29 protein-coding genes, 1 tRNA gene and 1 other RNA gene are annotated in these 24,994 nt (G+C 39.1%); 15 read left to right on the forward strand and 16 right to left on the reverse strand.

Translation table 11 applies throughout. The features are described 5' to 3' along the window. Positions 1–5: 5 nt before the first annotated feature. From hisG to deoD, 5 genes are all read right to left on the reverse strand, one after another. Complete coding sequence (hisG, locus tag NYP54_RS03040) at positions 6–911, reverse strand: ATP phosphoribosyltransferase (RefSeq protein ID WP_283157115.1); 906 nt, start codon at positions 909–911, stop codon at positions 6–8. A 217-nt stretch (positions 912–1,128) separates the two neighbouring features. Further along, positions 1,129–1,440: a YerC/YecD family TrpR-related protein gene (locus NYP54_RS03045; RefSeq protein ID WP_283157116.1), complete on the reverse strand. Its 312-nt coding sequence runs from the start codon at positions 1,438–1,440 to the stop codon at positions 1,129–1,131. Between the two features lie 94 nt (positions 1,441–1,534). After that, positions 1,535–1,610: transfer RNA gene (locus NYP54_RS03050), tRNA-Thr, on the reverse strand. A 185-nt stretch (positions 1,611–1,795) separates the two neighbouring features. Further along, positions 1,796–2,035 carry a hypothetical protein gene (locus NYP54_RS03055; protein ID WP_117002019.1) on the reverse strand — a complete coding sequence of 80 codons (240 nt, stop codon included), beginning with the start codon at positions 2,033–2,035 and terminating at the stop codon, positions 1,796–1,798. 99 nt (positions 2,036–2,134) lie between these two features. Then, positions 2,135–2,845, reverse strand: a complete 711-nt coding sequence (gene deoD, locus NYP54_RS03060; protein ID WP_283157117.1) for a purine-nucleoside phosphorylase — start codon at positions 2,843–2,845, stop codon at positions 2,135–2,137. Between the two features lie 220 nt (positions 2,846–3,065). On the opposite strand from deoD, the gene NYP54_RS03065 reads away from it, so the two are divergent. From NYP54_RS03065 to NYP54_RS03075, 3 genes are all read left to right on the forward strand, one after another. Continuing rightward, a complete protein-coding gene (locus NYP54_RS03065; RefSeq protein WP_283157118.1) occupies positions 3,066–3,713 on the forward strand; it encodes a hypothetical protein in 648 nt (215 codons plus the stop codon). Further along, a complete protein-coding gene (gene nagZ / locus NYP54_RS03070) occupies positions 3,706–4,662 on the forward strand; it encodes a beta-N-acetylhexosaminidase (protein ID WP_283157119.1) in 957 nt (318 codons plus the stop codon). The genes NYP54_RS03065 and nagZ overlap by 8 nt, the downstream gene beginning before the upstream one ends. Before the next feature lie 85 nt (positions 4,663–4,747). Next, entirely contained in the window at positions 4,748–5,899 is a 1,152-nt protein-coding gene (locus NYP54_RS03075) for a mechanosensitive ion channel family protein (protein WP_151193209.1), read from the forward strand. A 17-nt stretch (positions 5,900–5,916) separates the two neighbouring features. Here NYP54_RS03075 and tmk read toward each other — a convergent pair whose 3' ends face one another. From tmk to NYP54_RS03095, 4 genes are read right to left on the reverse strand one after another with little or no spacing between them, the layout of a single operon-like run. After that, positions 5,917–6,582, reverse strand: coding sequence for a dTMP kinase (gene tmk / locus NYP54_RS03080; RefSeq protein ID WP_283157120.1), 666 nt, complete (start codon positions 6,580–6,582; stop codon positions 5,917–5,919). A gap of 2 nt (positions 6,583–6,584) precedes the next feature. Further along, a complete protein-coding gene (gene deoC, locus NYP54_RS03085) occupies positions 6,585–7,325 on the reverse strand; it encodes a deoxyribose-phosphate aldolase (RefSeq protein WP_283157121.1) in 741 nt (246 codons plus the stop codon). Continuing rightward, on the reverse strand, positions 7,315–8,583 hold the full coding sequence (locus NYP54_RS03090) for a phosphopentomutase (protein ID WP_283157122.1): 1,269 nt from the start codon (positions 8,581–8,583) through the stop codon (positions 7,315–7,317). The genes deoC and NYP54_RS03090 overlap by 11 nt, the downstream gene beginning before the upstream one ends. Positions 8,584–8,606: 23 nt before the next feature. Then, a complete protein-coding gene (locus tag NYP54_RS03095) occupies positions 8,607–9,173 on the reverse strand; it encodes a UPF0149 family protein (RefSeq protein WP_283157123.1) in 567 nt (188 codons plus the stop codon). 108 nt (positions 9,174–9,281) lie between these two features. Between NYP54_RS03095 and ssrS the strand changes: the two genes are divergently transcribed. The 6 genes from ssrS (at position 9,282) to NYP54_RS03125 (ending at position 13,223) form a co-directional block, all read left to right on the forward strand. Next, positions 9,282–9,462: non-coding RNA, 6S RNA (gene ssrS, locus NYP54_RS03100), on the forward strand. Positions 9,463–9,693: 231 nt separating this feature from the next. After that, on the forward strand, positions 9,694–10,716 hold the full coding sequence (locus NYP54_RS03105; protein WP_283157124.1) for an MBL fold metallo-hydrolase: 1,023 nt from the start codon (positions 9,694–9,696) through the stop codon (positions 10,714–10,716). Between the two features lie 65 nt (positions 10,717–10,781). Continuing rightward, positions 10,782–11,093, forward strand: a complete 312-nt coding sequence (locus NYP54_RS03110) for a hypothetical protein (protein ID WP_117002029.1) — start codon at positions 10,782–10,784, stop codon at positions 11,091–11,093. Further along, positions 11,081–11,908, forward strand: coding sequence for a DUF692 domain-containing protein (locus NYP54_RS03115; protein WP_117002030.1), 828 nt, complete (start codon positions 11,081–11,083; stop codon positions 11,906–11,908). The genes NYP54_RS03110 and NYP54_RS03115 overlap by 13 nt, the downstream gene beginning before the upstream one ends. Next, complete coding sequence (locus NYP54_RS03120; RefSeq protein ID WP_283157125.1) at positions 11,901–12,623, forward strand: putative DNA-binding domain-containing protein; 723 nt, start codon at positions 11,901–11,903, stop codon at positions 12,621–12,623. The genes NYP54_RS03115 and NYP54_RS03120 overlap by 8 nt, the downstream gene beginning before the upstream one ends. Before the next feature lie 3 nt (positions 12,624–12,626). After that, on the forward strand, positions 12,627–13,223 hold the full coding sequence (locus NYP54_RS03125; RefSeq protein ID WP_283157126.1) for a DoxX family protein: 597 nt from the start codon (positions 12,627–12,629) through the stop codon (positions 13,221–13,223). A gap of 13 nt (positions 13,224–13,236) precedes the next feature. Here NYP54_RS03125 and NYP54_RS03130 read toward each other — a convergent pair whose 3' ends face one another. Beyond that, entirely contained in the window at positions 13,237–13,881 is a 645-nt protein-coding gene (locus NYP54_RS03130; protein WP_283157127.1) for a CvpA family protein, read from the reverse strand. 150 nt (positions 13,882–14,031) lie between these two features. Here NYP54_RS03130 and sthA point away from each other — a divergent pair, with 150 nt between their 5' ends. Next, positions 14,032–15,423 carry a Si-specific NAD(P)(+) transhydrogenase gene (gene sthA / locus NYP54_RS03135; protein WP_283157128.1) on the forward strand — a complete coding sequence of 464 codons (1,392 nt, stop codon included), beginning with the start codon at positions 14,032–14,034 and terminating at the stop codon, positions 15,421–15,423. Between the two features lie 2 nt (positions 15,424–15,425). Here the strand turns inward: sthA and msrA are convergent, their stop codons facing one another. Beyond that, positions 15,426–16,004 (reverse strand): peptide-methionine (S)-S-oxide reductase MsrA, encoded by a 579-nt coding sequence (gene msrA, locus NYP54_RS03140; protein ID WP_283157129.1) that lies wholly within the window; start codon positions 16,002–16,004, stop codon positions 15,426–15,428. 304 nt (positions 16,005–16,308) lie between these two features. Here msrA and NYP54_RS03145 point away from each other — a divergent pair, with 304 nt between their 5' ends. Then, positions 16,309–17,094, forward strand: coding sequence for a response regulator transcription factor (locus NYP54_RS03145; RefSeq protein WP_191092694.1), 786 nt, complete (start codon positions 16,309–16,311; stop codon positions 17,092–17,094). A 14-nt stretch (positions 17,095–17,108) separates the two neighbouring features. Here the strand turns inward: NYP54_RS03145 and parE are convergent, their stop codons facing one another. Next, a complete protein-coding gene (parE, locus tag NYP54_RS03150) occupies positions 17,109–18,998 on the reverse strand; it encodes a DNA topoisomerase IV subunit B (RefSeq protein WP_283157130.1) in 1,890 nt (629 codons plus the stop codon). 23 nt (positions 18,999–19,021) lie between these two features. Between parE and NYP54_RS03155 the strand changes: the two genes are divergently transcribed. The 4 genes from NYP54_RS03155 (at position 19,022) to secB (ending at position 21,324) form a co-directional block, all read left to right on the forward strand. Next, positions 19,022–19,984 carry a LysR substrate-binding domain-containing protein gene (locus tag NYP54_RS03155; protein WP_170137190.1) on the forward strand — a complete coding sequence of 321 codons (963 nt, stop codon included), beginning with the start codon at positions 19,022–19,024 and terminating at the stop codon, positions 19,982–19,984. Positions 19,985–20,081: 97 nt separating this feature from the next. Next, a complete protein-coding gene (locus tag NYP54_RS03160; protein ID WP_283157131.1) occupies positions 20,082–20,597 on the forward strand; it encodes a rhodanese-like domain-containing protein in 516 nt (171 codons plus the stop codon). Further along, a complete protein-coding gene (gene grxC, locus NYP54_RS03165) occupies positions 20,594–20,845 on the forward strand; it encodes a glutaredoxin 3 (RefSeq protein WP_283157132.1) in 252 nt (83 codons plus the stop codon). The genes NYP54_RS03160 and grxC overlap by 4 nt, the downstream gene beginning before the upstream one ends. A gap of 29 nt (positions 20,846–20,874) precedes the next feature. Continuing rightward, positions 20,875–21,324 carry a protein-export chaperone SecB gene (secB, locus tag NYP54_RS03170; RefSeq protein WP_117002041.1) on the forward strand — a complete coding sequence of 150 codons (450 nt, stop codon included), beginning with the start codon at positions 20,875–20,877 and terminating at the stop codon, positions 21,322–21,324. 87 nt (positions 21,325–21,411) lie between these two features. On the opposite strand, the gene hemL is transcribed toward secB, so the two are convergent. The 4 genes from hemL to erpA all read right to left on the reverse strand — a co-directional run bounded on the left by hemL (position 21,412) and on the right by erpA (position 24,942). Continuing rightward, positions 21,412–22,728, reverse strand: a complete 1,317-nt coding sequence (hemL, locus tag NYP54_RS03175; protein ID WP_283157133.1) for a glutamate-1-semialdehyde 2,1-aminomutase — start codon at positions 22,726–22,728, stop codon at positions 21,412–21,414. A gap of 212 nt (positions 22,729–22,940) precedes the next feature. After that, complete coding sequence (gene gshB, locus NYP54_RS03180; RefSeq protein ID WP_283157134.1) at positions 22,941–23,897, reverse strand: glutathione synthase; 957 nt, start codon at positions 23,895–23,897, stop codon at positions 22,941–22,943. A 27-nt stretch (positions 23,898–23,924) separates the two neighbouring features. Next, positions 23,925–24,422 carry a GNAT family N-acetyltransferase gene (locus tag NYP54_RS03185; protein ID WP_283157135.1) on the reverse strand — a complete coding sequence of 166 codons (498 nt, stop codon included), beginning with the start codon at positions 24,420–24,422 and terminating at the stop codon, positions 23,925–23,927. 175 nt (positions 24,423–24,597) lie between these two features. Further along, positions 24,598–24,942, reverse strand: coding sequence for an iron-sulfur cluster insertion protein ErpA (erpA, locus tag NYP54_RS03190; protein ID WP_283157136.1), 345 nt, complete (start codon positions 24,940–24,942; stop codon positions 24,598–24,600). Between the last annotated feature and the right edge of the window lie 52 nt (positions 24,943–24,994).

Below are 24,994 nucleotides of genomic sequence, written 5' to 3' on the forward strand. Positions count from 1 at the left end.
CATTCTCACGCTAACATTTTTTCTATTGGCAACACTAAAATCGCACTGGCGCCTGCCTGCTTTAAACGCTCCAACGTATTCCAAAATACACCTTCCGTCGTCACAATATGCACAGCAACCTTATCATGAACCCCTGCGATAGGGATAATCGTCTGCCCTTCGTGACCTGGCAAAATATCATTGATCGTATTAAGTGATGACTTAGGCGCATGAAACATCACATATTTACTTTCTTTGGCTTGCATCACCCCATTCATGCGATCAATCAAACGCTGATAAAATGCTTCAAGCTCTGGCGCAAGTGTATGGCTATTACGAATTAATAATGCCTGTGATTGCATGATTTCAACGACTTCTTTGAGATTATTCTCCTCCAATGTGCGTCCTGTTGACACCAAATCACATATCGCATCAGCCATACCAAGATTAGGTGCAATCTCCACCGAGCCTGAAATATTTAAAATCGATAAATCCAAATTATTTTGACGTGAAAATTCCATTAATAGCTCAGGATATGAGGTCGCAACTTTCATTGCTTTTAAGCTATTGATATCCTTATATGCTTTGCTATTGGCAATAGCAATTGATAAACGACAAGCCCCAAAGCCAAGCGCCTTGTCTATGGTGATATTATTGCTTTGCTTTTTCTCATTCAATGTCAAACAAAACTCATCCAACACATTCTGCCCAATAATACCAACATCGCAAAAGCCATCATTAACTAAAGTAGGGATATCGTCATCACGCACAAATAAAAAATCAACCGGCACATCAATTGCATGACAATAAAGACCACTTTTTGATAACTGCACTTTAATGCCGATTTTCTCAAACAGCGCCATTGACTCTGTGTTTAGTCGCCCTTTTTTCTGTACCGCAATGCGTAATCGTTTATTTTGCCCACTACTCATTTAATTTACCTTTTATTTTAATTTTTCTCTTTTTCAATAGTCATAATGACCAGTTTCTACCTAAAAAAGTGCTCACGCACCCTGAGCATATGCCGAAGTGGGTAGGAACAGAAACAACCCATATATAAAGGCTTCGACTAACGCTCAGCCAACATGAACACACATAAGGCTTCGACTGACGCTCAGCCAACACTGACACGCATATGGTCTACCTCTTTTACTTACTTTTCTCTTTTGCACTCTCTACTTTGTCATACATCAAATTATACCCACCAGCGCCATGTGTGATACAACGCGCAATTCTTGCCACTGTGGTCACACTTACACCGGTTTCAGCATAAATCTGGCGATAAGATTTATCATTTTTGATCTCCTGAACCGCGCGCCAACGATCTGCCATCGCTGAAATCTCCGCAGGCGTGCATAAATCCTCGAAAAGTTTCGCAACCTCCTCGCTACTTTCTAGCAATGATAACGCATGAAAAAGCGCATCAATATCAGATTGCTGTGCTTGTTTAATATTCACCATAAAAATACCATTTACACCTCACAATGTATTAATACGTTATAACATAATCATTAACAGTAAAATGCTCAAGAAGTTTTTGCAGAAAAAATAAAAATGGTGCCGACAAGCAGAATCGAACTGCTGACCTATTGGTTACGAATCAATTGCTCTACCAACTGAGCTATGTCGGCATAATGAATAATGGCTATAACCATATTCCATCCCACTTTGATTGTCCAAATGTTGGCTGAGCGTGAGTCGAAACCTTTATGAAATGTGATTTCTCAAACTTACCCTTCGACTTACGCTCAGGGTACGGTGAGTACTTGTGAGTGAACACCCAGCCTTAGCTTGAATAATAAACAATGAATAAAAATTACTGGTTATTTTTCTCAACTTTATTAAGCACAATCCCGACAACAATGAAGATTGCACCAATAATTAAGCTTGCACAACCCAGCATGCCAGTTATAACGGATTCACTTAAATCGTAAAGACTATGCGCCGGAGGAAACCAACTAAACGCACCAATGATCAGCACGATGCTTAAGATAACTAATATAATTCCGATGACTAGACAGCCAACAATGGAACCTGACTGTTTACAACATTTCATCACTATTCTCCTTGTTTTCATATATGCGAACCTGCACGAGTAAGAATAGTTGGTTTTTTAAAAAATGCGAGAAAGAAAATTATGTGTAAATAACTGAAATTAGGCACTTGCCAAAGCAATTTCAATCATTTTAGTAAATGAATTTTGACGCTCTTCACTCGTCGTAACCTCTTTTGTAACCAATGAGTCAGAAACCGTTAAAAGACAAGCTGCTTTTTTACCATAGGCTTTGGCATTAGCAAAAATTGCGACAGTTTCCATTTCCACTGCTTTACAGCCATGCTCACTATGAAGCTTAATATAATCATCAAAGTTTTTGCGATAAAATACATCGGTACAGTGCACTTTTGCTTTTGTCACAGGTAAGCTCAAACTCTCTGCTGTTTTTGCAATATGTGCTGTTAAATTAGCATCTGGCTTTGCCACTCTTGTTTTCTCACCAGTCACAATCTCGATATAATCAGACTCACAATAGCTTTCGGTAACTAATAGCACATCATATACCTTAATCTCAGGCACATAAGAGCCACACGAACCAATGCGAATAATCTGATCAACATCATAGTTATTAAACAATTCTGCCGTATATATCCCTGCACTTGGAATGCCCATGCCATGCGCCATAATCGTTAATTTCTTACCTTTATAAGCCCCAGTAAAGCCCAGCATATTACGCACACTATTGACTTGCTTAATATCCTTAAGATACGTCTCAGCAATCAGCTTAGCACGCAATGGGTCTCCTGGCATAATGACCGTCTTAGCAAAGTCATCTTTGTTTTTTGCTTCAATATGAGGTGTTGGAATCATTTTTTACCCTTTTTATTTTTGTTTTCAATTGATCAAATTTTTCAAGTCGCCAGTGTACTGTTTTTATTACAAATGAACAAATAAGTTGAATCACAAATTAAATAGAAAGTCCCTCAAGCAACGCTGCCTCAGATACAAAGCGGTGCAATAAATACTGTAAAATGCATTGCTGTGCGTATATACTTTAGCGCAGTCGCAATAAATCTAGCATTAATTACCAATGAATAGTTTCCAGCAGCAACTTAAGCATTTACGTGAACAACAACAATTAACCGTCGATGGTGTCGCAAGCAAAATGAGCTTCACCGCACAAACCATTCAAATGCTAGAAGATACAGATGATCTATTCTCACTAGAGTTACCGACACAATCGCTTAAAAACTATTATCGTAAATATGGCGAGTGCCTTGGGATGCCTGAGCGCAAAATTGTGAGCATGTTAAATAGAATTGATTATTTGGATTATAAACGCTCACGCAAAGGCAAAATGAAACCCTTTGATTATCTTAATCGCTTAGTCATTTTGGTTTTGATTGCTCTACTAGGTCATACGGTTTACACACTTTATCAGCAGCAAAAAGCCAATGCGCTAAAGCAAAGTGTCGTTACTTTAAGTGCGCCAGTTGTCTCTCAATCGACTGAACAAGAAAGACAAGCAATCTCATCTTCGATGAACGATCAAACAAGTAATGCTACTGCAACACCAAACGCAGCAACATCTAACACAACTACTAATAGTGTAATGACATCTAATACTACAGGCGCGTCAGCAGCCGTAAATACTGACACAGCTAATACTGTAGCACCGACGACATTGCAACAAAATGACGTTACACAACAGCAATCTGCTGAGCAACAAAATGCATAGTAACTCAATCACGGCTCGTTTTATTATTGGTGTTGAGTCGACTGAATTAAGCACTCACGACATCAACCGTTTACAAAACAAACATGTGATTGGCGTGATTTTATTTAGTCGCAATTTCATAAATTCTAAGCAGCTAAAGCAATTAACCGCAGCCATTAAATCATGTCGCCATGATCTTGTTATTTGTGTTGATCAAGAAGGTGGACGCGTTCAGCGCTTTAAAAGCGATCAGTTCACACCACTACCCTCACTCTATGAAATTGCACAAGCAAATGATAAAACACAACTTAAACAACATGTTGCCACACTTGCCAATGAGTTGAAACATCATGGTATTGACTTTAGCTTCACCCCCGTGGTTGACTTATATTCAAAAGACAGTCGCGTGATTAATACACGCGCTTTTGCTGAGAATGCAGATGAAGTCATACATTATGCCAGAGAGTATATTGACACTATGCATCAATATAGCTTACCGAGCGTTTTAAAACACTTCCCAGGACATGGCAGTTTAGCTGCTGACTCTCATACTGAAAGCGTTATTGATCATCGAATTTTAAGTGACATTGAACAAACCGATTTACTGCCATTTATCACGTTTATTAATGAAAATAAAGCCGATAGCATTATGGTTGCTCATCTATCTTATCCACAAATAGACACTGAGATTGCTTCACAATCGAAGTTTTGGCTTACGACTTATCTTCGCCAAAAGACTGGCTTCAAGGGTATCATCTTTAGCGATGACTTTGGCATGGCTGCAGCAACACAGACTGCTAAGCATCCACTAGAGAATTGTCAGAGGTTCTTTGATGCTGGAGGAGATATCGCTTTGTTATGCAATGATTTTACTGTTATGAATGAAATATTCGATATTTTTAATAATGATAGTTATTGCGATGACAAGAGCTTCAATAACCGCTGGCAGCACTTTCAGCAGGCTTTTTAACATCTATTATTAAAGCACTCGCTACCTTGAACTTCTTATGATTTTCCCTAGAATAATGATCATTGCAAAATATTATTAACAACTTATGGATCCTATTACACAATATTTAGATCTTAGTAAAAATTATGCTGAATATGTTCATGCTGCAATTGTGATTGTCGCTATTTTGCTAATCAATGTAGTTATTCGCATTGTGCTTGCGGTCTTTGATAAGAGTCTTGCCAAAAAATCACCATATTTACGCATATTTTATCAAGCGGTTAATCGCCCAGTACGTTATATCACATGGATCATAGGATTATGGATTATTTTAACGCAACTGATTGACTGGCAAGGCAAACAAGTTCAAGCCATGCTAAATATTGCCAACATGGCAGTCAAGGTTTTAGTTGTCCTTTGCGTTGCCTGGATTTTAATGCGCTTTGCCCGCGGCATGCGTAAATTGTTTATTGAAAAAAACACACGTACTGATGGTGGCTACAATGACTTTAGCATGATTGAAACGGTTTATAAGGCTTCTCAAGCAATTATTATCATTCTACTGTTTTTCAGCATTCTCGGCGCGCTTGATATCCCGATTGTCGCCTTAGCCGGCATGGCTACTGTGGTAACGGGCTTTTTTGCGATTACGCAACAAGAACTTATCAAGAATCTCTTTGGTGGCACCGTTCTTTATCTTGATCGACCTTTTGCCGTAGGTGATTGGATTTACACTGTTGGCGGCGGGATAGAAGGAACTGTTGAGAAAATAAGCTTTCGCCTTACGATTATTCGTGGCTTTGATAAGCGCCCTATTTACGTACCCAATGCAACTTTTCTAACCACGGCTGTTGTCAATGCGTCACGCATGACAAATCGCCGGATTTTGCAATATATTGGTGTGCGTTATCAGGACTTCACCAAGGTACACCAAATCTTGCAAGATGCTCGTGATATGCTAAAAAAGCACCCCGCAATCGACCAAAAGTGCATAACATTGGTGTGTATCGTCAATGGCAATACTAATATGGGCTCAAATACTGAAGGCGTCTTTGGTTCATATTCAATTAATTTTATGGTTTACACCTTTACCAAAACCACTAATTGGGTCAAGTTTCAAGCTGCACAAGATGACGTTATGCTAAAAATCGGAGAAATTATTGAACAAAATGGCGCGCAAATTGCTTTCCCAACAACCACTTTGGATATTCCTGAAGGTGCATTACATCAAGTGACTGCTGCTAGCAGTAAAGCATAGCCATTAATTGCTCGAAACTACTTAATGAATTTTGAAAACACTCTGGTTAACTGTGCTTGAACTTGTTCAATGGTATTATTAGCATTAATCACAACACTTGTTTGCGGATTCTCTTTAACAAGCTTTAAAAATATCTCGCGCGCACGATTGAAAAACTCTATTTTTTCCTGTTCAATACGGTCGAGTGCATTTCTTGATTTAGCACGCTGAAGTCCAAGTTCAGGCTCAATATCCAAGTAAATCGTTAAATCTGGGCGAAAGGATGATAGCAACAAATCATTTAACTGTTTTACCTTATCAAATCCAAGCTCTCTACCACCTCCTTGATAAGCCAAACTTGACCAGTTAAAGCGATCACTCACCACCCATTTACCACTATTAAGTGCCGGTTTTATCAACCTTTCAACATGCTGCATACGTGTTGCGTACATAAGAAGCAATTCAGCTTCAGGACACAGTGCTTCTTCTACATACGGCGTAATCAGAAGTTTACGTATTTTTTCAGCTAGAAAAGTACCACCTGGTTCACGCGTAAAAACAGACTCAATTTTCTTTTGTGACAATATGTCACGAATAAACTCAATAGCAGTACTTTTACCCGCCCCTTCTAAGCCTTCAATAGCAATAAACTGTGCTCTTTCATTACTTTGTTTTTTTTGATTACTCTGTCTATTTTCTTTCATCTCTAATAAATGCCTGTGCTTGGCTCAAGGTTTAATAATTTATCTAATAAACCGCTAACACCAAAGCGAAAATGCTGTTTATTGATATAATGGTCACCACATAGAGAACGCGCTAATTGAATGTACTCAAGCGCTTCAGTATAACTTCTAATACCACCTGATGCCTTAAAGCCAACTGCACGATCTGATAAGGCAATTTCCTGCAGAATAATCTTAGCCGCTTCTAGCGTTGCACCAATGGCTGTTTTACCTGTTGAGGTTTTAATAAAGTCTGCTTGGGCATTAATCATATCGCGACTGATGATCTGGATAAGCTCAGGTGATAATTCACCAGACTCTATAATCACCTTTAACCTACGATCATGGCATAGCTCTTTTGCTGCTTTGACCATATTTATTGCATCTAGCGATGAACCATTTTCAAGATACTCCGTATAGGGAATGACTAGATCAATTTCATCAGCACCAAGTTTAATCGCATTTTTAACTTCCATGACGACAGAATCAAGAGATGCCTTACCTTCAGGGAAATTAACCACCGTTGCAATCGCAATATCTGGATTCACTTTAGATTTAATATATGAAATAAACTCAGGATAAACGCAAACTGCAGCGACTGTACCTAGATGATTAATGCTCTTTTGTAATAATTGATCCATACTCGCCTGAGTATCTGACTTATTCAGTGATGTCAGATCGATAAGAGAAACAATATCTGCTAACTGGTTGTGATCAATCGACATGTGCCATATCCGTTGATTTAAAAATCGACTGCCCAAAGCTTAAGGGTGCTAATCCCATATAATCGGCAATGCTCTGACCAATATCAGCAAAACTCATGCGCTCGCCAATGCATTCAGTCGCGATCTTTTTGCCCCACACCAGAAAAGGAATATGCTCACGCGTGTGATCTGTTCCCTGCCAGCTTGGATCACAACCATGATCCGCTGCAATAATAACTATCGTGTCATCATCTAGTAGTTGATCAAGCTCGGGCAGGCGTGAGTCAAAATACTCCAATGCCTTGGCATAGCCCTCAATATCACGGCGATGACCAAAACTTGAATCAAAATCGACAAAATTAGTAAAAATAAGCGAATTAGGTTTAGCGCTTTGATAAGTTGACAGTGTCACATCGAACAACTCTGTCAGCCCCGTGGCTTTAATGCTTCGTGTGATTCCTTGGTTAGCATAAATATCGGCAATTTTACCAATTGAAATCACTTCACCACCGGCTTCTTTTAATTTATCAAGCAAGGTAGCCTCAGGCGGCAACACCGAATAGTCTTTGCGATTTCCAGTGCGCGCATACTCATTTGCTGATTCGCCAATAAAGGGACGTGCGATCACGCGTCCTACTACCAATCCCATTTCATCCAGAAGCTCACGTGCAATCTTGCATATCTTAAGCAAACGCTCTAAACCAAAATACTCCTCATGCGCTGCAACCTGAAACACACTATCCGCTGAGGTGTAAATAATTGGCTTTTCCGTCAAACAATGCTCAACGCCATGTGTTTTAAGCACTTCAGTACCTGATGCATGACCTGCATCAATCACACCTTGAATTAACTCACTGCGCTTTAACCATTCATCAATAAATGCTTTAGGAAATACCGATGCATCTTCATCACCCTCATGGCGACTTTGTGTAAAATAATGCCAATCAAACATCACGGGCACGCCTGCAATTTCCCAGTGACCACTTGGTGTATCTTTGCCTTTGCTATTTTCAACACAATAACCATATTTGGCTTCAACAACAGGCTCTTCTTCAGATAAGTCAACCGTAAGCTTACGTGCACGACTTAACTCTGCGGCTTTTTGTAAACCACGTTTGGCAAGATTTGGTAAATCTAGCGATCTTTTATACTGCGCACGATAATCAACAATATGCCCCAAGGTATCGGCACCTTGATCACCAAACAGTTTAGCATCTTTAGCTTCACCAATACCAAAAGAGTCCATTAATAATATAATTACTTTCTTATTATTTAACACGAGTGTTTTTCCTCAAGATATATTTATGAATACAAGCGTTTAAGCCCAAACTCGCTATGGATAAGAAGTACCGCGACCTTCGTATATTCAACCAGTTCCATATAAGCTCTTTCTTCATCTTCTTGCCCTGTGACTTCATCATCATATTGCAAGCGCGACATATCGATTAAATCAGCAATTGCCTCTTGAACCTCAACAGAGCCTTTGGTGTAATCGATCTCCATCAAGCCCAATCCTGATAAAAAGCCTTGACTCCACATTGCTAGCGCGTCAATGCGCATATAGAATTTCTCGTCATCATCAGGCAGCAACAAATCAAAATGCATATCCTGCGCCAAAAACTGGGCTTTTGTTACCTGATACATTTCGGCTAATACTTTTAATGCACCTTGTGCGACAACATCACCTGCCTCAATTGGCTCAGCCATCAGCGAATCCATCCATGCTTCAATACGCACTTCAGCCCCCCCTGTGAAAAGCGCACACAACAAAGCATGCGCTTCAGAAGCCTCAGATAAAGCATTGATTTTACGAAGTGCAGCAGTAACCTCCTGATAATCAGGTAAAACTTGTTTTTCCGTTATTTGCATAAGTGTTTATATCATTATAATCAAGATGCCTCTATCGTATCATTTTTTTTACAACAAATCACTTGCACTTAGTAACATATGCTTCTATGATTTCAAGTGTAAGTTTAGTGTTGCCTGTGCTGTTAGCCAGTCCTTACATTCTTGAGCCGATGTATTTATATCGGGAGCGTAGATACTTGTTTTAGCGTGCATGCTCAGCCTGACTGAGAAGCCCAACGAACAGCAAACGCACCCACTTGGTTCTTGAGGGTTCAAGAGCCATGTAAGCAGCGGCAGATATGGGCGGCACTATAAAGTTTCCTTTCTCTTTTTCCATTTTTCCCCAATGCTGAATCATTAGCAATGATCTTCACTTACTGTCAAATACATTAATTATTTTTATTCATTCAATCACAAAAGATTAATTTTGGTAATTGAAAAGCCGATATATGATTTCATTCTGTAACAAAGGCACACACTCATCACACTACAACTTTATGATGAGTGTAAAAACCAATCAATATAAGTTGGAGACTTTCATATGCGCTATAAACCTTGGTTCTTTTCTAAAAAATTTCGCCAGTCAAACAATCAAAACTCGATAAAAGCACATCGCCTCATCACTAAATCAATTGGATTATCTGTACTCTTTAGCTTATCTTTTTGTTCTTTGAGCTACGGCACAAACTCTACAGCAACATGCACTAACAATCCATTAAGCCTGCAGCTTTTGGGCTCAGGCGGTCCGATAAGTGATGACAAACGCGCCTCATCTGGGGAAATTATCTGGATCAATGGCAAAGCTCGGATATTAATTGATGCAGGTGGCGGAACTTATTTACGTTTTGGTCAATCTGGCGCCAAACTCGAAGATCTAGACTTTATTGGCATTACGCATTTTCACACTGATCATGTTGCTGATCTTCCAGCAATTTTAAAAGGCGCTGAGTTTTTTAAACGTGAACGCCCAATTGCAATCGCAGGACCCAAAGGAAATGCCCGCTTTCCAAGTCTAACGCATTATCTGAATAATTTATTTAATGCCAAAGATGGTGCTTATGCTTATCTTTCTAACCTACTGACACCAAATAACAAAGATGGTGTTTTAACGCTCTCACCAATCATAAATGTCGACTATCAAAGTCCTCAAAAAATCAAGGTGTTTTCTAATGCAGAATATACCATATGGGCATTAGGCATCCCACATGGCAATGTTCCTGCACTTGCTTATCGCGTTGAATCAAACTATGGCAACATTGTCATCTCAGCTGATCAAAATGGTAGTAACGATGCGTTTATCGATTTTGCCAAAGGTGCCGATGTTCTTGTTATGCCTTTAGCAATAGATGAAAATGCAGATAAAATTTCAAGTTTTGTCCATGCCAAACCATCTGTTGTCGGGCAAATTGCTAACAAAGTTAACCCTAAAATGCTGGTACTTAATCATTTTATGGGTAAAGGTTTGCTCTACAAAAATGAATCGATTGAGATCGTTAAAAAATACTATACAGGTCCAACCGTTATCGCACGCGATCTAAGCTCTATACCGCTACTCAAAAACTAGAACCATGCGTTAATCTATACAAAAAAGATACTCACCATAAGAAACTATTTATAAGGAAAAACAACATGAACAACACAATTACTTTATCTATCGCAATAACATCATTGCTTGGCTTATCCATAAGTAATACCGTAAATGCAAGCACTTCAACAACGACTCAGACAAGCGCTGTTACCGCCGATACAGGTGGTAAATGCGCAGCAGGCAAATGCGGCACTGTAAAGCGATATGCAGAGGCTGAAATCACACAAAACCCACAAGAAAAGCTCGTCTATGCACGTGATGGCAAATGTGGAGTCACCGGCTATGGATTAAACCCTGATGATGAAGTAGTGAAAGCACAGACTAGATCAGTAGGTGGACGATGCGGTCAATAGCACAGAGCGATTACGGCATTGGTCTACGCCATGAGCATCTACAAACGCTTGCTGATGAACCTGTGCATGAGCTGATTGACTTTCTTGAGCTCGCCCCTGAGAACTGGATTAACATGGGTGGATCATATCATCATTTGTTAGAAAAAATTGCCGATAAATATCCTCTTGTAGCACATGGTCTTAGTTTATCCATTGGTAGTGCAGTAAAGCTTAATACGTCATTTCTTAAAGAAATTAAATCGTTTTTAGATCAATATAATATTACTGTATATAGCGAACACTTGAGTTTCTCACAGGATAATACGGGCTATCTTTATGAGCTCTTGCCAATCCCTCGTTACAAAGAAGCGTTAAGCTACTTAGCCAACAGGATTGATCAAGTTCAAACAATTATTAAGCGTCCTTTAGTGCTTGAGAATGTTTCATACTATCACAGCTATCCTGATCAAATGCCTGAGCATGAATTTATTCAAGAGCTCATTAAATTAAGTGGCTGCCAACTACTACTTGATATCAACAATGTTTATGTCAATAGCGTTAATCATAACTACAATGCGCTTGATTTTATCAAACACATGCCAAGCAAAGCGATCAGTTATTATCACCTTGCTGGTCATTTACAAGAGCATGGTGATTTTCTACTTGACACACATGGTACAGAAGTTACGTCAGAAGTATTAGCCCTCACACAAGAAACAATTAAACTCCATGGAAATAAGCCAATACTACTAGAGCGTGATAATAATGTACCTCCATTAAACCAACTCTGTGATGAGCTGTTAAAGATAAAACAAGAGGTTCATCACTATGCCTAACTATATTCAGCACCCACTTAAACCTGCACCATCAAATTTTGTAATGGCTATTGATAAGCTATGTGCTAAGATCCGAGACAAGCAAAATAACATAACAAGTAGCAGCCACACTCTTTACCGCAGCTTTATTTTAGGGAATATCAACTCTGTCATCGCAGTTTCTTTTCCTTTATTTCATAAAATTATTTGTTGTGAGCAACTTAGCTTGCTTGTTGACGATTTTCTAATGCATCACCATGCAACCGAGCCACAATTCCATCATATTGCCACTGAGTTTTTACGCTTTGCGCAATTACACCGCGATCTGCCCAAAATACTACTGTCATTGCTTGAGTATGAGTGGTTACTGTTTTCAACCGAAAGCAATCCTCTCATTCTGCATAATCAAAGCCAAATTACTGTCACTAAAAAAAATAGCAAAATAAGCATCAATCCCACGCTTCAATATATTTGCATGCCCTTTGAGCTTAAGGACTATCACGATTATTGCCCAATTGACTCAGGACAATTTATTTATGGTGTTTTTCGCAACCTCAATGGTCATGTCATTACCAAACACTTATCTCATGATGAAGCAAATTTACTCAAAACCATTGATGCTATTAACAATCCATCATTTACAGACATACTCAAAACAAACAACGGGGCAATTAACTTAAATGCCCTAACATCATTAATAAAAATCGATCTAGTTCATATTAAACACGAGGAGTAACCCATGATACGAACCACAATAACCTGGATAAATTCAACTTTATATAAAGCAAAATCAATAGACTTTATTGCCCTTCTTGCCATCAGGCTTTTTTTACTACCTGTCATTTATGAGGGCGCTCACTCAAAAGTCACAAACTTTAGTAAAACAGTTGCTTGGTTTGGCGCATCTACAGCTGAAGGCGGCTTAAATTTACCATTTCCAGATCTATTGGCATTTCTTGCAACCTCAACAGAAGTCTTTGGTTTAATTTGTATAGCACTTGGGTTATTTACACGTTTTATCACCATTCCCTTAACCATACTCATGTGCGTTGCGAGCCTTATGGTACATTTACCTCAGGGCTGGTTAGCCATTGCCAGCAACAATATGGAGTCCGCAATGCGTCTTGGTGACTTCCTAAGCTGGTTATCTATAAATTTCCCTGGTAGATATAACTATATTACTGAGCTTGGTGACCCGGTTATCCTTAACAATGGTATCGAGTTTGCTACCACTTACTTTATCATGCTTCTAGTACTGTTATGCTATGGTGGTGGGCGCTATGTGAGTGCTGACTACTGGTTAAGTAAAGCTTTTAATCGTAAAAAGAAAAATTAACATTCAATTTGTACTAGCCAATCGCTTCTAATTCAGCTTTTGACTTATGAAATTCCTGCTCTTGATAACCATTTGAGTTATTTTGAGCATCATTATTATCAGTTGCTGGCTTGCCTTCATCACTGTTTTTGTCATTTGGATTATATTTGTAGATGCTATTGTTATGTATTTTTTGATGGACATCCTCTGGTAATTTATGATCAACCCAAACCGCGCCTTTAACCAACCATGGCACCAGTAATGAGTCCTGCCAAGCTTTCTGCTCAGTGAGCGCCTTATTATAACTAAGTACACCAACAATTAAGCTAACCACAAGCGTTGATTTAACGATGCCAAATAAAAAGCCCAATAAGCGATCCGTAACCGTCTGATTATCTTTGCGAAAAACACCAAAAATAATATGCACAATACCACCTAAGATCCAAACGATCACGACAATGGCAAAAAACGACATCCAAAATGCCACTTCAGGTGAGTTAAACCATTTTGCAACAAAATTCATATCAAGAGAGTCTGCAAAGAAATACGCCGACACCGCAGCAATTAGCCAAGTAAGCAATGAGATTAACCCACGCACAAAACCTTGCGAAAAACCAATAATCGCAAAGCCAAACACTATAATAATAAAAATCCAATCAAGCCAATTTAGCAGTGACATTATTTTTCCTTATAAGCCTAAAACAGCTTTTATTGTAGCGTGCTTTTGATACTTGGCAATCATTGCGCTGAAACAATGCTTAAAAAGTTCCACACGGCGATATTCCATATGCTACAATTTGCAGCAAATTTCCAGAAAGGCGTAAATACCATGCAATTTGATTCTTTTAACTCTTTTGACTACGATGTCATTGTCATCGGCAGTGGACCTGGTGGTGAGGGTGCAGCGATTAAAGCAGCAAAATCAGGGCTAAAAGTAGCAATCGTTGAATCCGAACTTATCGGCGGCAACTGTACACATCAAGGCACAATCCCAAGCAAAGCACTGCGACATGCGGTATCTCACTTTTCATTTCATGCAAAATACCATGACTATAGTTACCCTCAGATGCTGGAAAATGCATCACGTGTCATCAATGCCCAAACTGAACTAAAAACTGGGTTTTACAAACGCAACAATGTGGAGATGTTGCATGGTTTTGCACGATTTATAGACCCGCATACCATTTGTATTTGCTCAACACACGAAGAAGAACAGACCAAAGAGCAGTTCAAAGCAAAATATTTTGTCATTGCCACTGGTTCAAGACCTTATCACCCCAAAGATATTGATTTTAATCATCCGCGTATTTTAGACAGCGATAGCATTTTACACCTTAATGACAACCCCAAAACTATCTCTATTTATGGTGCAGGTGTTATTGGCTGCGAATATGCCTCTATTTTCCGCACGTTAAAAATCCGTGTCAATTTGATTAATAACCGCGAACGACTATTATCTTTTCTTGATAATGAAATTATTGATGCCTTAAGTTACCACTTTCGCGAGCAAGGTATTCGCACCCATCACAACGAGCATTATGACAGCATTGATGCCAATGATAACGAGGTAATTCTAAAATTAAAGTCAAATAAAATCATCAAATCAGATTACCTATTATTTGCTCAAGGACGCACTGGAAACACCGATCAATTAGGGCTAGATGCGATTGATATTGAGGCGAATATTCGCGGTTCTATCGAGGTTAATCAAAACTATCAAACCCTTAAACATCCTCATATTTATGCCGTTGGCGATGTCGTTGGTTACCCATCACTTGCTTCTGCTGCCTTTGACCAAGGGCGCTTTGCTGCAACACATATTGCCGAAGGCAAGTGCACCAATCATTTAATCAAGGATATTCCAACGGGAATTTATACCTTGCCTGAGATCAGCTCCGTTGGTAAAACCGAGCAGGAACTCACCGAAGAAAAAATTCCTTACGAGGTAGGTCACGCCTTTTTTAAAGATCTTGCGCGCGCGCAAATCTCGGGTAAAACCGCGGGCATGCTTAAGCTTATTTTTCATCGTGAGACACTACAGTTATTAGGGATTCACTGCTTTGGTAGTCAAGCTTCTGAGATTATTCACATCGGACAGGCAATCATGTCACAAAAAGGCAAAGCCAATACATTGATGTATTTTATCAATACAACATTTAACTACCCGACCATGGCGGAAGCTTATCGCGTCGCAGCTTTAAATGGATTAAACAGGCTGTAAACTTATTGCCAAACTTCCTTTAAGCGCGCATCACGCCCACATTGCCAACGGTAAAACGCATAACTAACAGGATTTTTTAAATAGTATTTTTGGTGATATTCTTCCGCAGGAGTAAAGGTAGTACTTGGACGCAACTGCGTATATATTGGTTTATTTAAATAATTTTTCATGTTATCAAGCACTGCTTGAGCCGCTGCCTTTTGTCCATCATTTTCGTATAAAATAGCGCTTTGATATTGCTCTCCCAAGTCACAAAACTGTCTACCTTTAACCGTAGGATCAATATGTCTAAAGAAATAATGCAAAAGTTGAATGTATTCCAGAACATCATTCTCATACCAAATTTTCACAGCTTCTAAATGATCTGTTTTCCCTTGGGATACATGTTTGTAATTTGGATACAAGGTTGTTCCACCATCATAACCTACTTCAGTTTTAATAACACCCTTAAGCTTATCAAAATCAGCCTGAACACACCAAAAGCACCCACCGGCTACAACTGCTGTTTTCATCTCGGCATAGCCTAACTGAACTAAAAGGAACAGTCCTAGCACGCTTAAAAATTTTACATTTTTCAACATTTTATCACTCCGAATTAATCCTTCAGATGTTTAAGGTATAGATCACAAAGAAGACAAACTCAATTAAGGGGAAATTACATAAAATACTAAAAGCATAAACGATCTATTTTTTACTATTTTTTATCTGCTCGATACAATAATTATGAATATTACATCACTTTTTAAGCAGTTATGCTGTAAACAACATGGAAAGTCAGAAATATTTTAAATATAATTACGCACAATATGACTATGTGTTATTTAGTTTAAGCTATTATTCACAATAGTCTGGGAGATTTTTAACCAAATGATGATGAGAGACCCTATGAAAGACGACAGTAGTATATTATTGGTTAGTACCAATAAAGAAAATACCAAAGATTTACAAACATTACTTCAACGTTATCTACATCAGACGAACGTTGCCCACTCAGGACAGGAAGCATTGGATCTACTGGCTGCCAATAAAAACACCAAAGTAGTACTCCTTGATTTATTACTGCCGGATATGTACGGCATTGAACTGTGCAAAAATATTCGTGAACGCCATCCAAGCATGGCGATTATTTTTGTCTCAAAAAGTACTGATGCAACTGAAATCGTCTTATGTTTTGAAGCAGGTGCTGATGACTATGTCGAAATCCCTTATAACCAGCATGTGTTAATGGCTCGCATCAAAGCAAAATTACGTGATCGCAATACCTCGCAATCACCGTATGCCATTACTGGATCAGTCAATATTGAAGATATAAACATTAGTGACTACAGTCAGATTCAATTTGGCAAATGGGTATATCATCCGCGTAAATCATTAGTGACACACCCTGATCATTCCGACATTTACTTAACGGATAAAGAAGGCGCTTTACTTAAAATGCTACTATCAGATCCAAGCAAAACCTTTATGCGTGAAGAAATTGCCAAATATCTTAATTTAAATGTTAAAGAAAGCATGATACGTGATGTCAACATTCATGTGCATCGCTTACGTAATAAGCTTACCCAAGGGCATAACTCAAGCTCACCAATCAAAGCCGTACGCTCACAAGGTTATACCTTGGATTCGTATTTAAACTATGTTTATGATGGCAAAGAAGTATCTTTTTTATAATTTCTCTTACTGGATTACTCTAGATCCGCTAAATTTCCTTTCTGCTCCAACCAATGTTTGCGATCCAATGAACGTTTTTTAGCAAGCATTTCATCCATTTCCTCTAGATCAAAATTCTCATCACTTGATAATGTTAACTGCACAAGACGTCTGGTATCCATTGCCATTGTAGACTCTCTTAATTGCATGGGGTTCATCTCGCCCAACCCTTTAAAGCGCAACACATTAGCTTTAGCTGATTTTTTATTTTGGGCAATTTTATGCAAAATGACATTCTTCTCAGCCTCGTCTAATGCGTAATACACTTCTTTGCCGACATCAATTCTAAATAATGGCGGCATTGCTACATAGATATGCCCCTTCTCAACCAATGGTTTAAAGTGACGCAAGAATAAAGCGCATAGTAATGTTGCAATATGTAATCCATCCGAATCGGCATCCGCGAGAATACAAATTTTGCCATAACGTAACCCTTCTAGATTATCACTGCCTGGATCCACACCAACTGCCACGGCAATATCGTGAATCTCTTGAGATGATAACACTTCTGACGAATCAACTTCCCATGAGTTTAATATCTTACCTCTTAATGGCATCACTGCCTGGAACTCACGATCTCGCGCCTGCTTTGCCGAGCCACCTGCTGAATCCCCTTCAACTAAAAAGAGCTCACTATATTGGGTATCTTGTGTCACACAATCGGTCAATTTACCGGGTAACTGCGGACCTTGAGTTACCTTTTTGCGCACTACTTTTTTCTCAGCTTTAAGGCGTTTTTGCGCACGCGAAATAATCGCTTCAGCAATTTGATTTGCCGTCTCAATATTTTGATTTAACCACAAACTAAAGGCATCTTTAACATGTGTCGCAATAAAGTTCACACAATCGCGTGATGATAGTCGCTCTTTGGTTTGCCCTGAGAATTGCGGCTCAGGCATTTTAAGTGACAACACATAACAAAGACCTGCGAAAATGTCATCTGGCATAATTTTGACACCACGCGGCAGAATATTATGAAGCTCACAATACTCACGTATTGCATCTAAAAGCCCAGATCTTAAACCATTAACATGCGTGCCACCTAAAGGCGTTGGGATCAAGTTAACATAACTTTCTGTGATTAAATTATCGCTTTCTTGCGGCCAACAAAGCGCCCAGTCAACAACATATTGTCCATCGGTAAAAGAACCTGAAAATGGAATCGATGGCAATATTTCAAGACCATCAATTTTCTCTTGTAAATAAGCCAATAACCCGCCATCGTATTGCCAAGTCATGCGGTCGTTTTGCTCATCATTTTGATATTCAACGATAAGACCTGGACACAATACCGCTTTAGCTTTTAATAAATTCTTTAATTTACGCGTTGCGTATTTTGGGGTATCGAAATATTTAGGATCCGGCCAAAAGCGTACCGTAGTCCCAGTGTTTTTTTTGCCAACGTCGGATACCACCTTTAGCTCTTCAACCTTATCACCATGCTCAAAGGCAATAAAATAGCGCTTACCATCACGTTTGATAAACACCTCAACACGCAAGCTTAATGCGTTAACCACTGAAACACCAACCCCGTGAAGCCCGCCTGAATAGAGATAATTTTCTTTGGAAAATTTTCCTCCAGCATGCAGGCGCGTCATAATGAGCTCAACACCCGATATCCCTTCCTCTGGATGGATATCAACCGGCATACCTCGACCATTATCCTCAACCTCAAAACTACCATCATCATAGACTCTGATATTAAGCTTATTGGCATGTCCTGCTAACGCCTCATCCACCGCATTATCAATCACCTCTTGTGCGACATGATTAGGGGTTTGTGTATCGGTATACATCCCAGGACGTCGCTTAACAGGGTCAAGACCCGATAGAACTTCAATCGATTGAGCAGTGTATTGATTCATAACAAAAGGGTGCTTATTATTTTATGTCTAATTTTATCGTTTATTCTGGCACAAAATCGAGTAATCTTAAATCTAAATGCTGCCTTGAATGGAAAATTATGAATATCCGTGACTTAGAATATATTATTGCTGTTGCCAAACATAAAAATTTCAATAAAGCAGCACAAGAGTGCTTTGTCAGTCAACCAGCACTGAGCATGCAAATCAAAAAGCTTGAGGATGAGTTGGGTGTTGCCATTTTTGAACGCTTCCAAAAAAGTGTGCTTGTGACCGCTATTGGGCAGCAGATTATTGACAAGGCACAATCCTTATTAACCATTGTTCAAGACATCAAAGATTTGGCAGCAACGCATAATAAAACAGAAGATTTGCTATTTAGAATTGGTTTATTTCCAACCCTTGCTCACTATCTGTTACCACAACTCATTCACACAACCCTAGCGGATAAGAGTCCTATTAAGATATACCCTATTGAGGAAAAAAGTCCTATTCTTATTCAAATGCTGCAATCAGGTAAAATTGATGCGGCTCTTTTAGCACATGACTCACTACCTCAAGGGCTTGAGTTTTTACCGCTGTTTAAAGATACATTTAAACTCGCTGTGTATGACGGGCATCCATTAAGTCAACTGCCTGAGATTGATATATCGAAACTTGACGATGAAGCCATGCTTTTCTTAGAGAAAGGACACTGTCTACGCGAACAAGTGCTCTCTTTAAATATCAATCCCGCACAAAGTATTCAGTGCAATGCCACAGGTCTTGAGACTTTAAGGCAAATGGTCATTGCTAAACTTGGCATTACCATTATCCCTGAGATTGCCACACTTACCTCACACAACGGCATTCATTATATTGACTTTAAGGCACCTGCTCCTTTTCGTGAGATTGGTCTGGTTTATCGCCGTGGTTCAGCAATTACTAAATGGCTAAAAGCAATTGAATTACTTGTGAAAAAAAGCGTGCCAAGTTTGGCTTCTCATTAAATTTCAAACCCGCTATAATCCACCATATTAATAAATGAGTCTACCCTTGCTAATCTTGGGACTCGCACTAAAAAACAAATATATAAATAGGAAAAACATGTCAAACCTGAGTCATTTCATCTCTCAAAATTTAATACTATGTATTATCTTTGTACTTGCCATTTTGATCTATCTTGGTTACGAAATTCGCCAAGCTAAATCAGGTCGCTTCCAACTATCAATACAAAATGCCATTAACCTCACAAACCGTGATAAAGGCATATTCTTAGATATTCGCGATAGCAAGCTTTTTAATGAGAGTCATATTGTTGGTGCGATCAATAGTAGTGCTGCTGAGCTTAAAGAAAACACAAAAACACTTAACAAATATAAAAACAATCCAATTGTCGTTTATTGCGCAACAGGTGCGCAAAGTGCTAGTGTTTGTGATTTGTTAAAAAAGGCAGGCTTTGATAAGCTTTACACGCTAAAAGGTGGCTTCAAGCAATGGTTACAAGATAAATTACCCACTGACAATAAAGCCTCAGCACATAATGAAATGAATACTGACAAGAAAGATCTAAAAAATAGAAAAGATAAAAACGACAGAAATGATAAAGGCACAGCTAAATGATTGAAATCTACACTAAACCGACTTGCCCTTATTGTATCAATGCCAAAGCATTGCTTAGCAAAAAAGGCGCGACCTTTACTGAATATAATATCAGTGATAAACCTCAGTTACGCGAAGAAATGATCAAGCGTGCCTCAGGTCGAACAACGGTGCCACAAATATTCATCAATAATCAGCACATCGGTGGCTGTGATGACTTGTATGCCCTTGAAGATGCCAATAAACTTAACCCATTACTTGGAAAATAACACTTAACTTAACGACATAAGGAAAGATAATGACAACTGAAACAAATACCCCTGATATTCAATTCCAAATCCAGAAACTTTACACCAAAGATATTTCATTTGAAATTCCTAAGGGTGCTGATGCGTTTAAACAAGAGTGGAAGCCTGAATTAAACGTCGCTTTGAATACTAAAGTGACAGGCTTGCCTGAAGAAAATATGTATGAAGTTGTGTTAACGGTTGAAGCTGATGTTAAATGCGGCACTAATGATGCTTTCAAGGCAGAAGTGCAACAAGCTGGTATTTTCCTTATTTCTAACATGGAAGAAGGACAATTAGATCATGCGCAATATGCATTTTGCCCTAACATTTTATATCCATATGCACGCGAGGCAATCTCTGATTTGGTTGCTAAAGGCGGCTTCCCACAATTATGCTTAGCGCCTGTTAACTTTGATATGATTTATCAACAAAAGCAGCAAGAGAAAAAAGCAAACTAGCTAATCACCATATTGGGGTCAAGCCCGAATATGGCGTTCATTACTCACTCTCAGGATTGACTCAAAAATCCTCAAAACAACTCATACCTACTTAACTAAAGTTACACACTTTTGCTCAGTTACCTCTTCTTTTTGCAAAAACTCAGCGAACAAAGCTATCGTTTTATCAATATCTTGATCACTATGCGCAATTGACATAAACCCTGCTTCAAATGCGGATGGTGCGAAATAAACACCATGCTCAAGCATAAAATGGAAAAAACGATTAAAGCGAGTTAAATCACAAGCCTTAACATCATCAAAACTTAGAATATCTTGTGCCTCAGTGAAAAACACCCCAAACATGCTACCCAAAGATTTAGCTAAAAACGGAAAGCCTTGTGCTTGAGCCGCATGATTTAGCCCATCAACAAGTTTTTGTGTTTTAGTGGTTAATGCCTCATAGAATCCCTGTTGTGAGATCTTGTCTAACGTAACTAATCCCGCAATCATTGCCACTGGATTGCCTGATAATGTCCCTGCTTGATAAACGCCACCTACAGGTGCGATAAGCTCCATAATTTCCTTCTTGCCACCAAAGGCACCCACGGGCATGCCGCCACCAATGACTTTACCAAATGTTGTTAAATCAGGGGTGATCTGATATAAGCCTTGCGCGCCCTTTAGACCAACACGAAACCCTGTCATCACCTCATCAAAGATCAATAAAGCGCCATGCTCATTACATAGTTGACGCAAACCTTGCAAAAATGCTTTGGTTGGTTCGATCAAGTTCATATTGCCAGCAATCGGTTCTAAAATAATACAGGCGATTTGCTCGGGATAGGTTTTAAATAAATTAGCAACACTCTCTAAATCATTAAATGACGCTGTCAGTGTATCTTTGACCGTATCTTTTGGCACACCTGGTGAGTTTGGCACGCCAAGTGTTAATGCGCCTGATCCTGCCGCTACTAAAAACTGATCAGCATGACCATGATAACATCCAGCAAATTTAATCACTTTGTCACGCTTGGTATAGCCCCGTGCTAAGCGCACAGCACTCATTGTTGCTTCAGTACCCGAGCTTACAAAGCGCACCATATCAATACTATCAATCAAATCACAAATCTTCTTGGCAAGTTTTACCTCAAGCTCGCATGGCGCACCATAGCTTAAGCCAAGTGTTGCTTGATCCTGCACTGCTTTGATCACATCATCATCAGCATGTCCCAAGATCATCGGGCCCCAAGAGCCAACATAATCAACATATTTATTCGCATCAACATCATAAACATAAGCACCCTTTGCCTTGGCAATAAACTTAGGTATGCCACCAACCCCTTTGAACGCACGCACGGGCGAGTTAACACCGCCTGGAATATATTGCTTTGCTCTATTAAACAAATTTTCTGATTTTGTCATTTTACTTATTCCTATCTATTTCTTCTTATTTACTGGAGTTACGAACTTTTGCTATTTCAACACCCCGCCTCGCAAGCTTAAGCACCCCTCTTGCAAAGAGGGGAATTAAAATCACCGTCGCCCATTCCCCTCTTTGCAAGAGGGGTGGCAGCCGTAGGCTGACGGGGTGTTCATAAAATCATAGTTTTCCTAAAGTGTAAAATTTCAGTTATTTACTTTCGATTCATCACTCGATCTTCAACAACATCCATTAGTATATCTGTTGCATTGACACCACTTTCATTAAAAATTTGTTGTGTCATTGTTGGACTGGTTATATTAATCTCAGTCAAACAATCACCAATAACATCAATGCCAGCAAACAGTACACCACTTTGTTTAAGGTCCCTGCCAACAATACTGGCAATCTCATACTCTTCAGCCGTAAGCTTTCTTACCACCGTTGATGCACCACGTGCTAAATTGCCACGACTATCATCACCACTTGGAATACGTGCCACCAAATACTCTAATGGCTCACCATCTACGATTAAGATACGCTTATCACCATCTTTAATCGCGGGTTGATATTGCTGCACCATAATAAATTGTGATTCATATTTTGTGATTGTCTCTAGAATGACATTTTTATTGGGATCATTTGGCTGAATGCGAAAAATCGACTCACCACCCATGCCATCAAGCGGCTTGACCACCACATCCTGATAATCATCAATAAAACGCTTAATATGTTTAAATGAACGACTCACCATTGTTTTTGGTGCTAAATCAGGATAACGCGTAATTGAAAACTTCTCATTGGCATCCCTTAAGGTTTGCGGCTTATTGATAATTAATGCACCCTGTTTTTCAGCCACTTCCAAAATATACGTCGCATAGACGAATTCCATATTAAACGGTGGGTCTTTACGCATAAAAATCGCATCGAAATCACCTAGCTTCACTTTATCCATTGGGTTTAGATGATACCATTTGTTATGCTCTTTACTTGCAGTAAGTGTTAGCTCATAACCCTCACCATAAGCAACACCCTCTTCAACAAAAATATCCTCAATCTCAAAGACGTACTGCTGCCAGTCTTTCTTAGCAACTGATAGCATCATCATATAAGCGGTATCTTTTTTGATATTAAAAGTGTGTAATGGGTCAATAATAAAGGCGACTTTCATAGGTTTCCTTAAGTCAACACGATAAACTTATGCTAATTCTAACACCATTAAATATTGATCATAGAACTGATTGTGCACTTTTATTGATTTTGGTTCTGTACCATAAGTCTCAAAATCAAACTTCTGGTATAACGCCAATGCCACAGTATTTTCAGTCACGCAATGTAAATGTAGTTGCGTCACATAATCAGCGGCATGCTTGATGACTTGATGCATCAATTGCTTAGCAACACCCTTACCACGAGCAGCTAGAGACGTATACATGCCCCAAATCATTCCACGATGCGCGGTTTTAACGCTTTTCAATGACGAAAAGCCAACGCAACCGACAGTATTACTGCCATCAAAAGCTGCAAAAATATCATTTCCCTCAAGCATCTCTTTGAAATATTGATCATTACAAAGCAAGGTCTCCTCATAAGATGAACCAAAGCTCTGAGGTGAGTCTTTTAGCGCTTGTAAGCGTATTGCTTTCCATAATTGCCAATCAGCAGATGTAAGCAATCTAATACAAATATCAGCCACCTATTAAACTCCCTGATCAAATAAACCGTAGGGGCGTATTGTATACGCCCTACATTTAAAATAGCTAGTAAAATCACCCCTCACCCGTGCAGCCCAAGCTACACGACCTCTCCCGCAAGGGGAGAGGTGACAAATGGTGCAACTTGTTTATTGAAGAATATTAAGGCAAAGAAATTTAAACAGAAAAAGAAGAGCCACAACCACAGGTGGTTTTAGCATTTGGGTTACGAATAATAAAGTGAGCACCTTCGACATCTTCTTTATAGTCAATATCAGCACCAACAAGATACTGGAAACTCATCGCATCTACCAATAAATAAACACCATGATTTTCAAAGATCATATCATCTTCTTTTTGTTCTTCATCAAAGGTAAAGCCATATTGAAAACCAGAACAACCACCACCGGTGATATATACGCGTAGCTTCAAATCTTTGTTGTCTTCTTCTGAAATCAGCTCTTTTACTTTCAAAGCAGCTGCATCAGTAAAATTAAGCGGTTGTGCCTGTTGGACGCTCATTTTGCTTTCTTATGCTCCCTTATTTTACCTGTTACTAATAAAAATTAAGTTG

This window comes from Cysteiniphilum sp. QT6929 (assembly GCF_030035755.1).
In the GTDB taxonomy this organism is placed as follows: Bacteria; Pseudomonadota; Gammaproteobacteria; order Francisellales; family Francisellaceae; genus Caedibacter; species Caedibacter litoralis.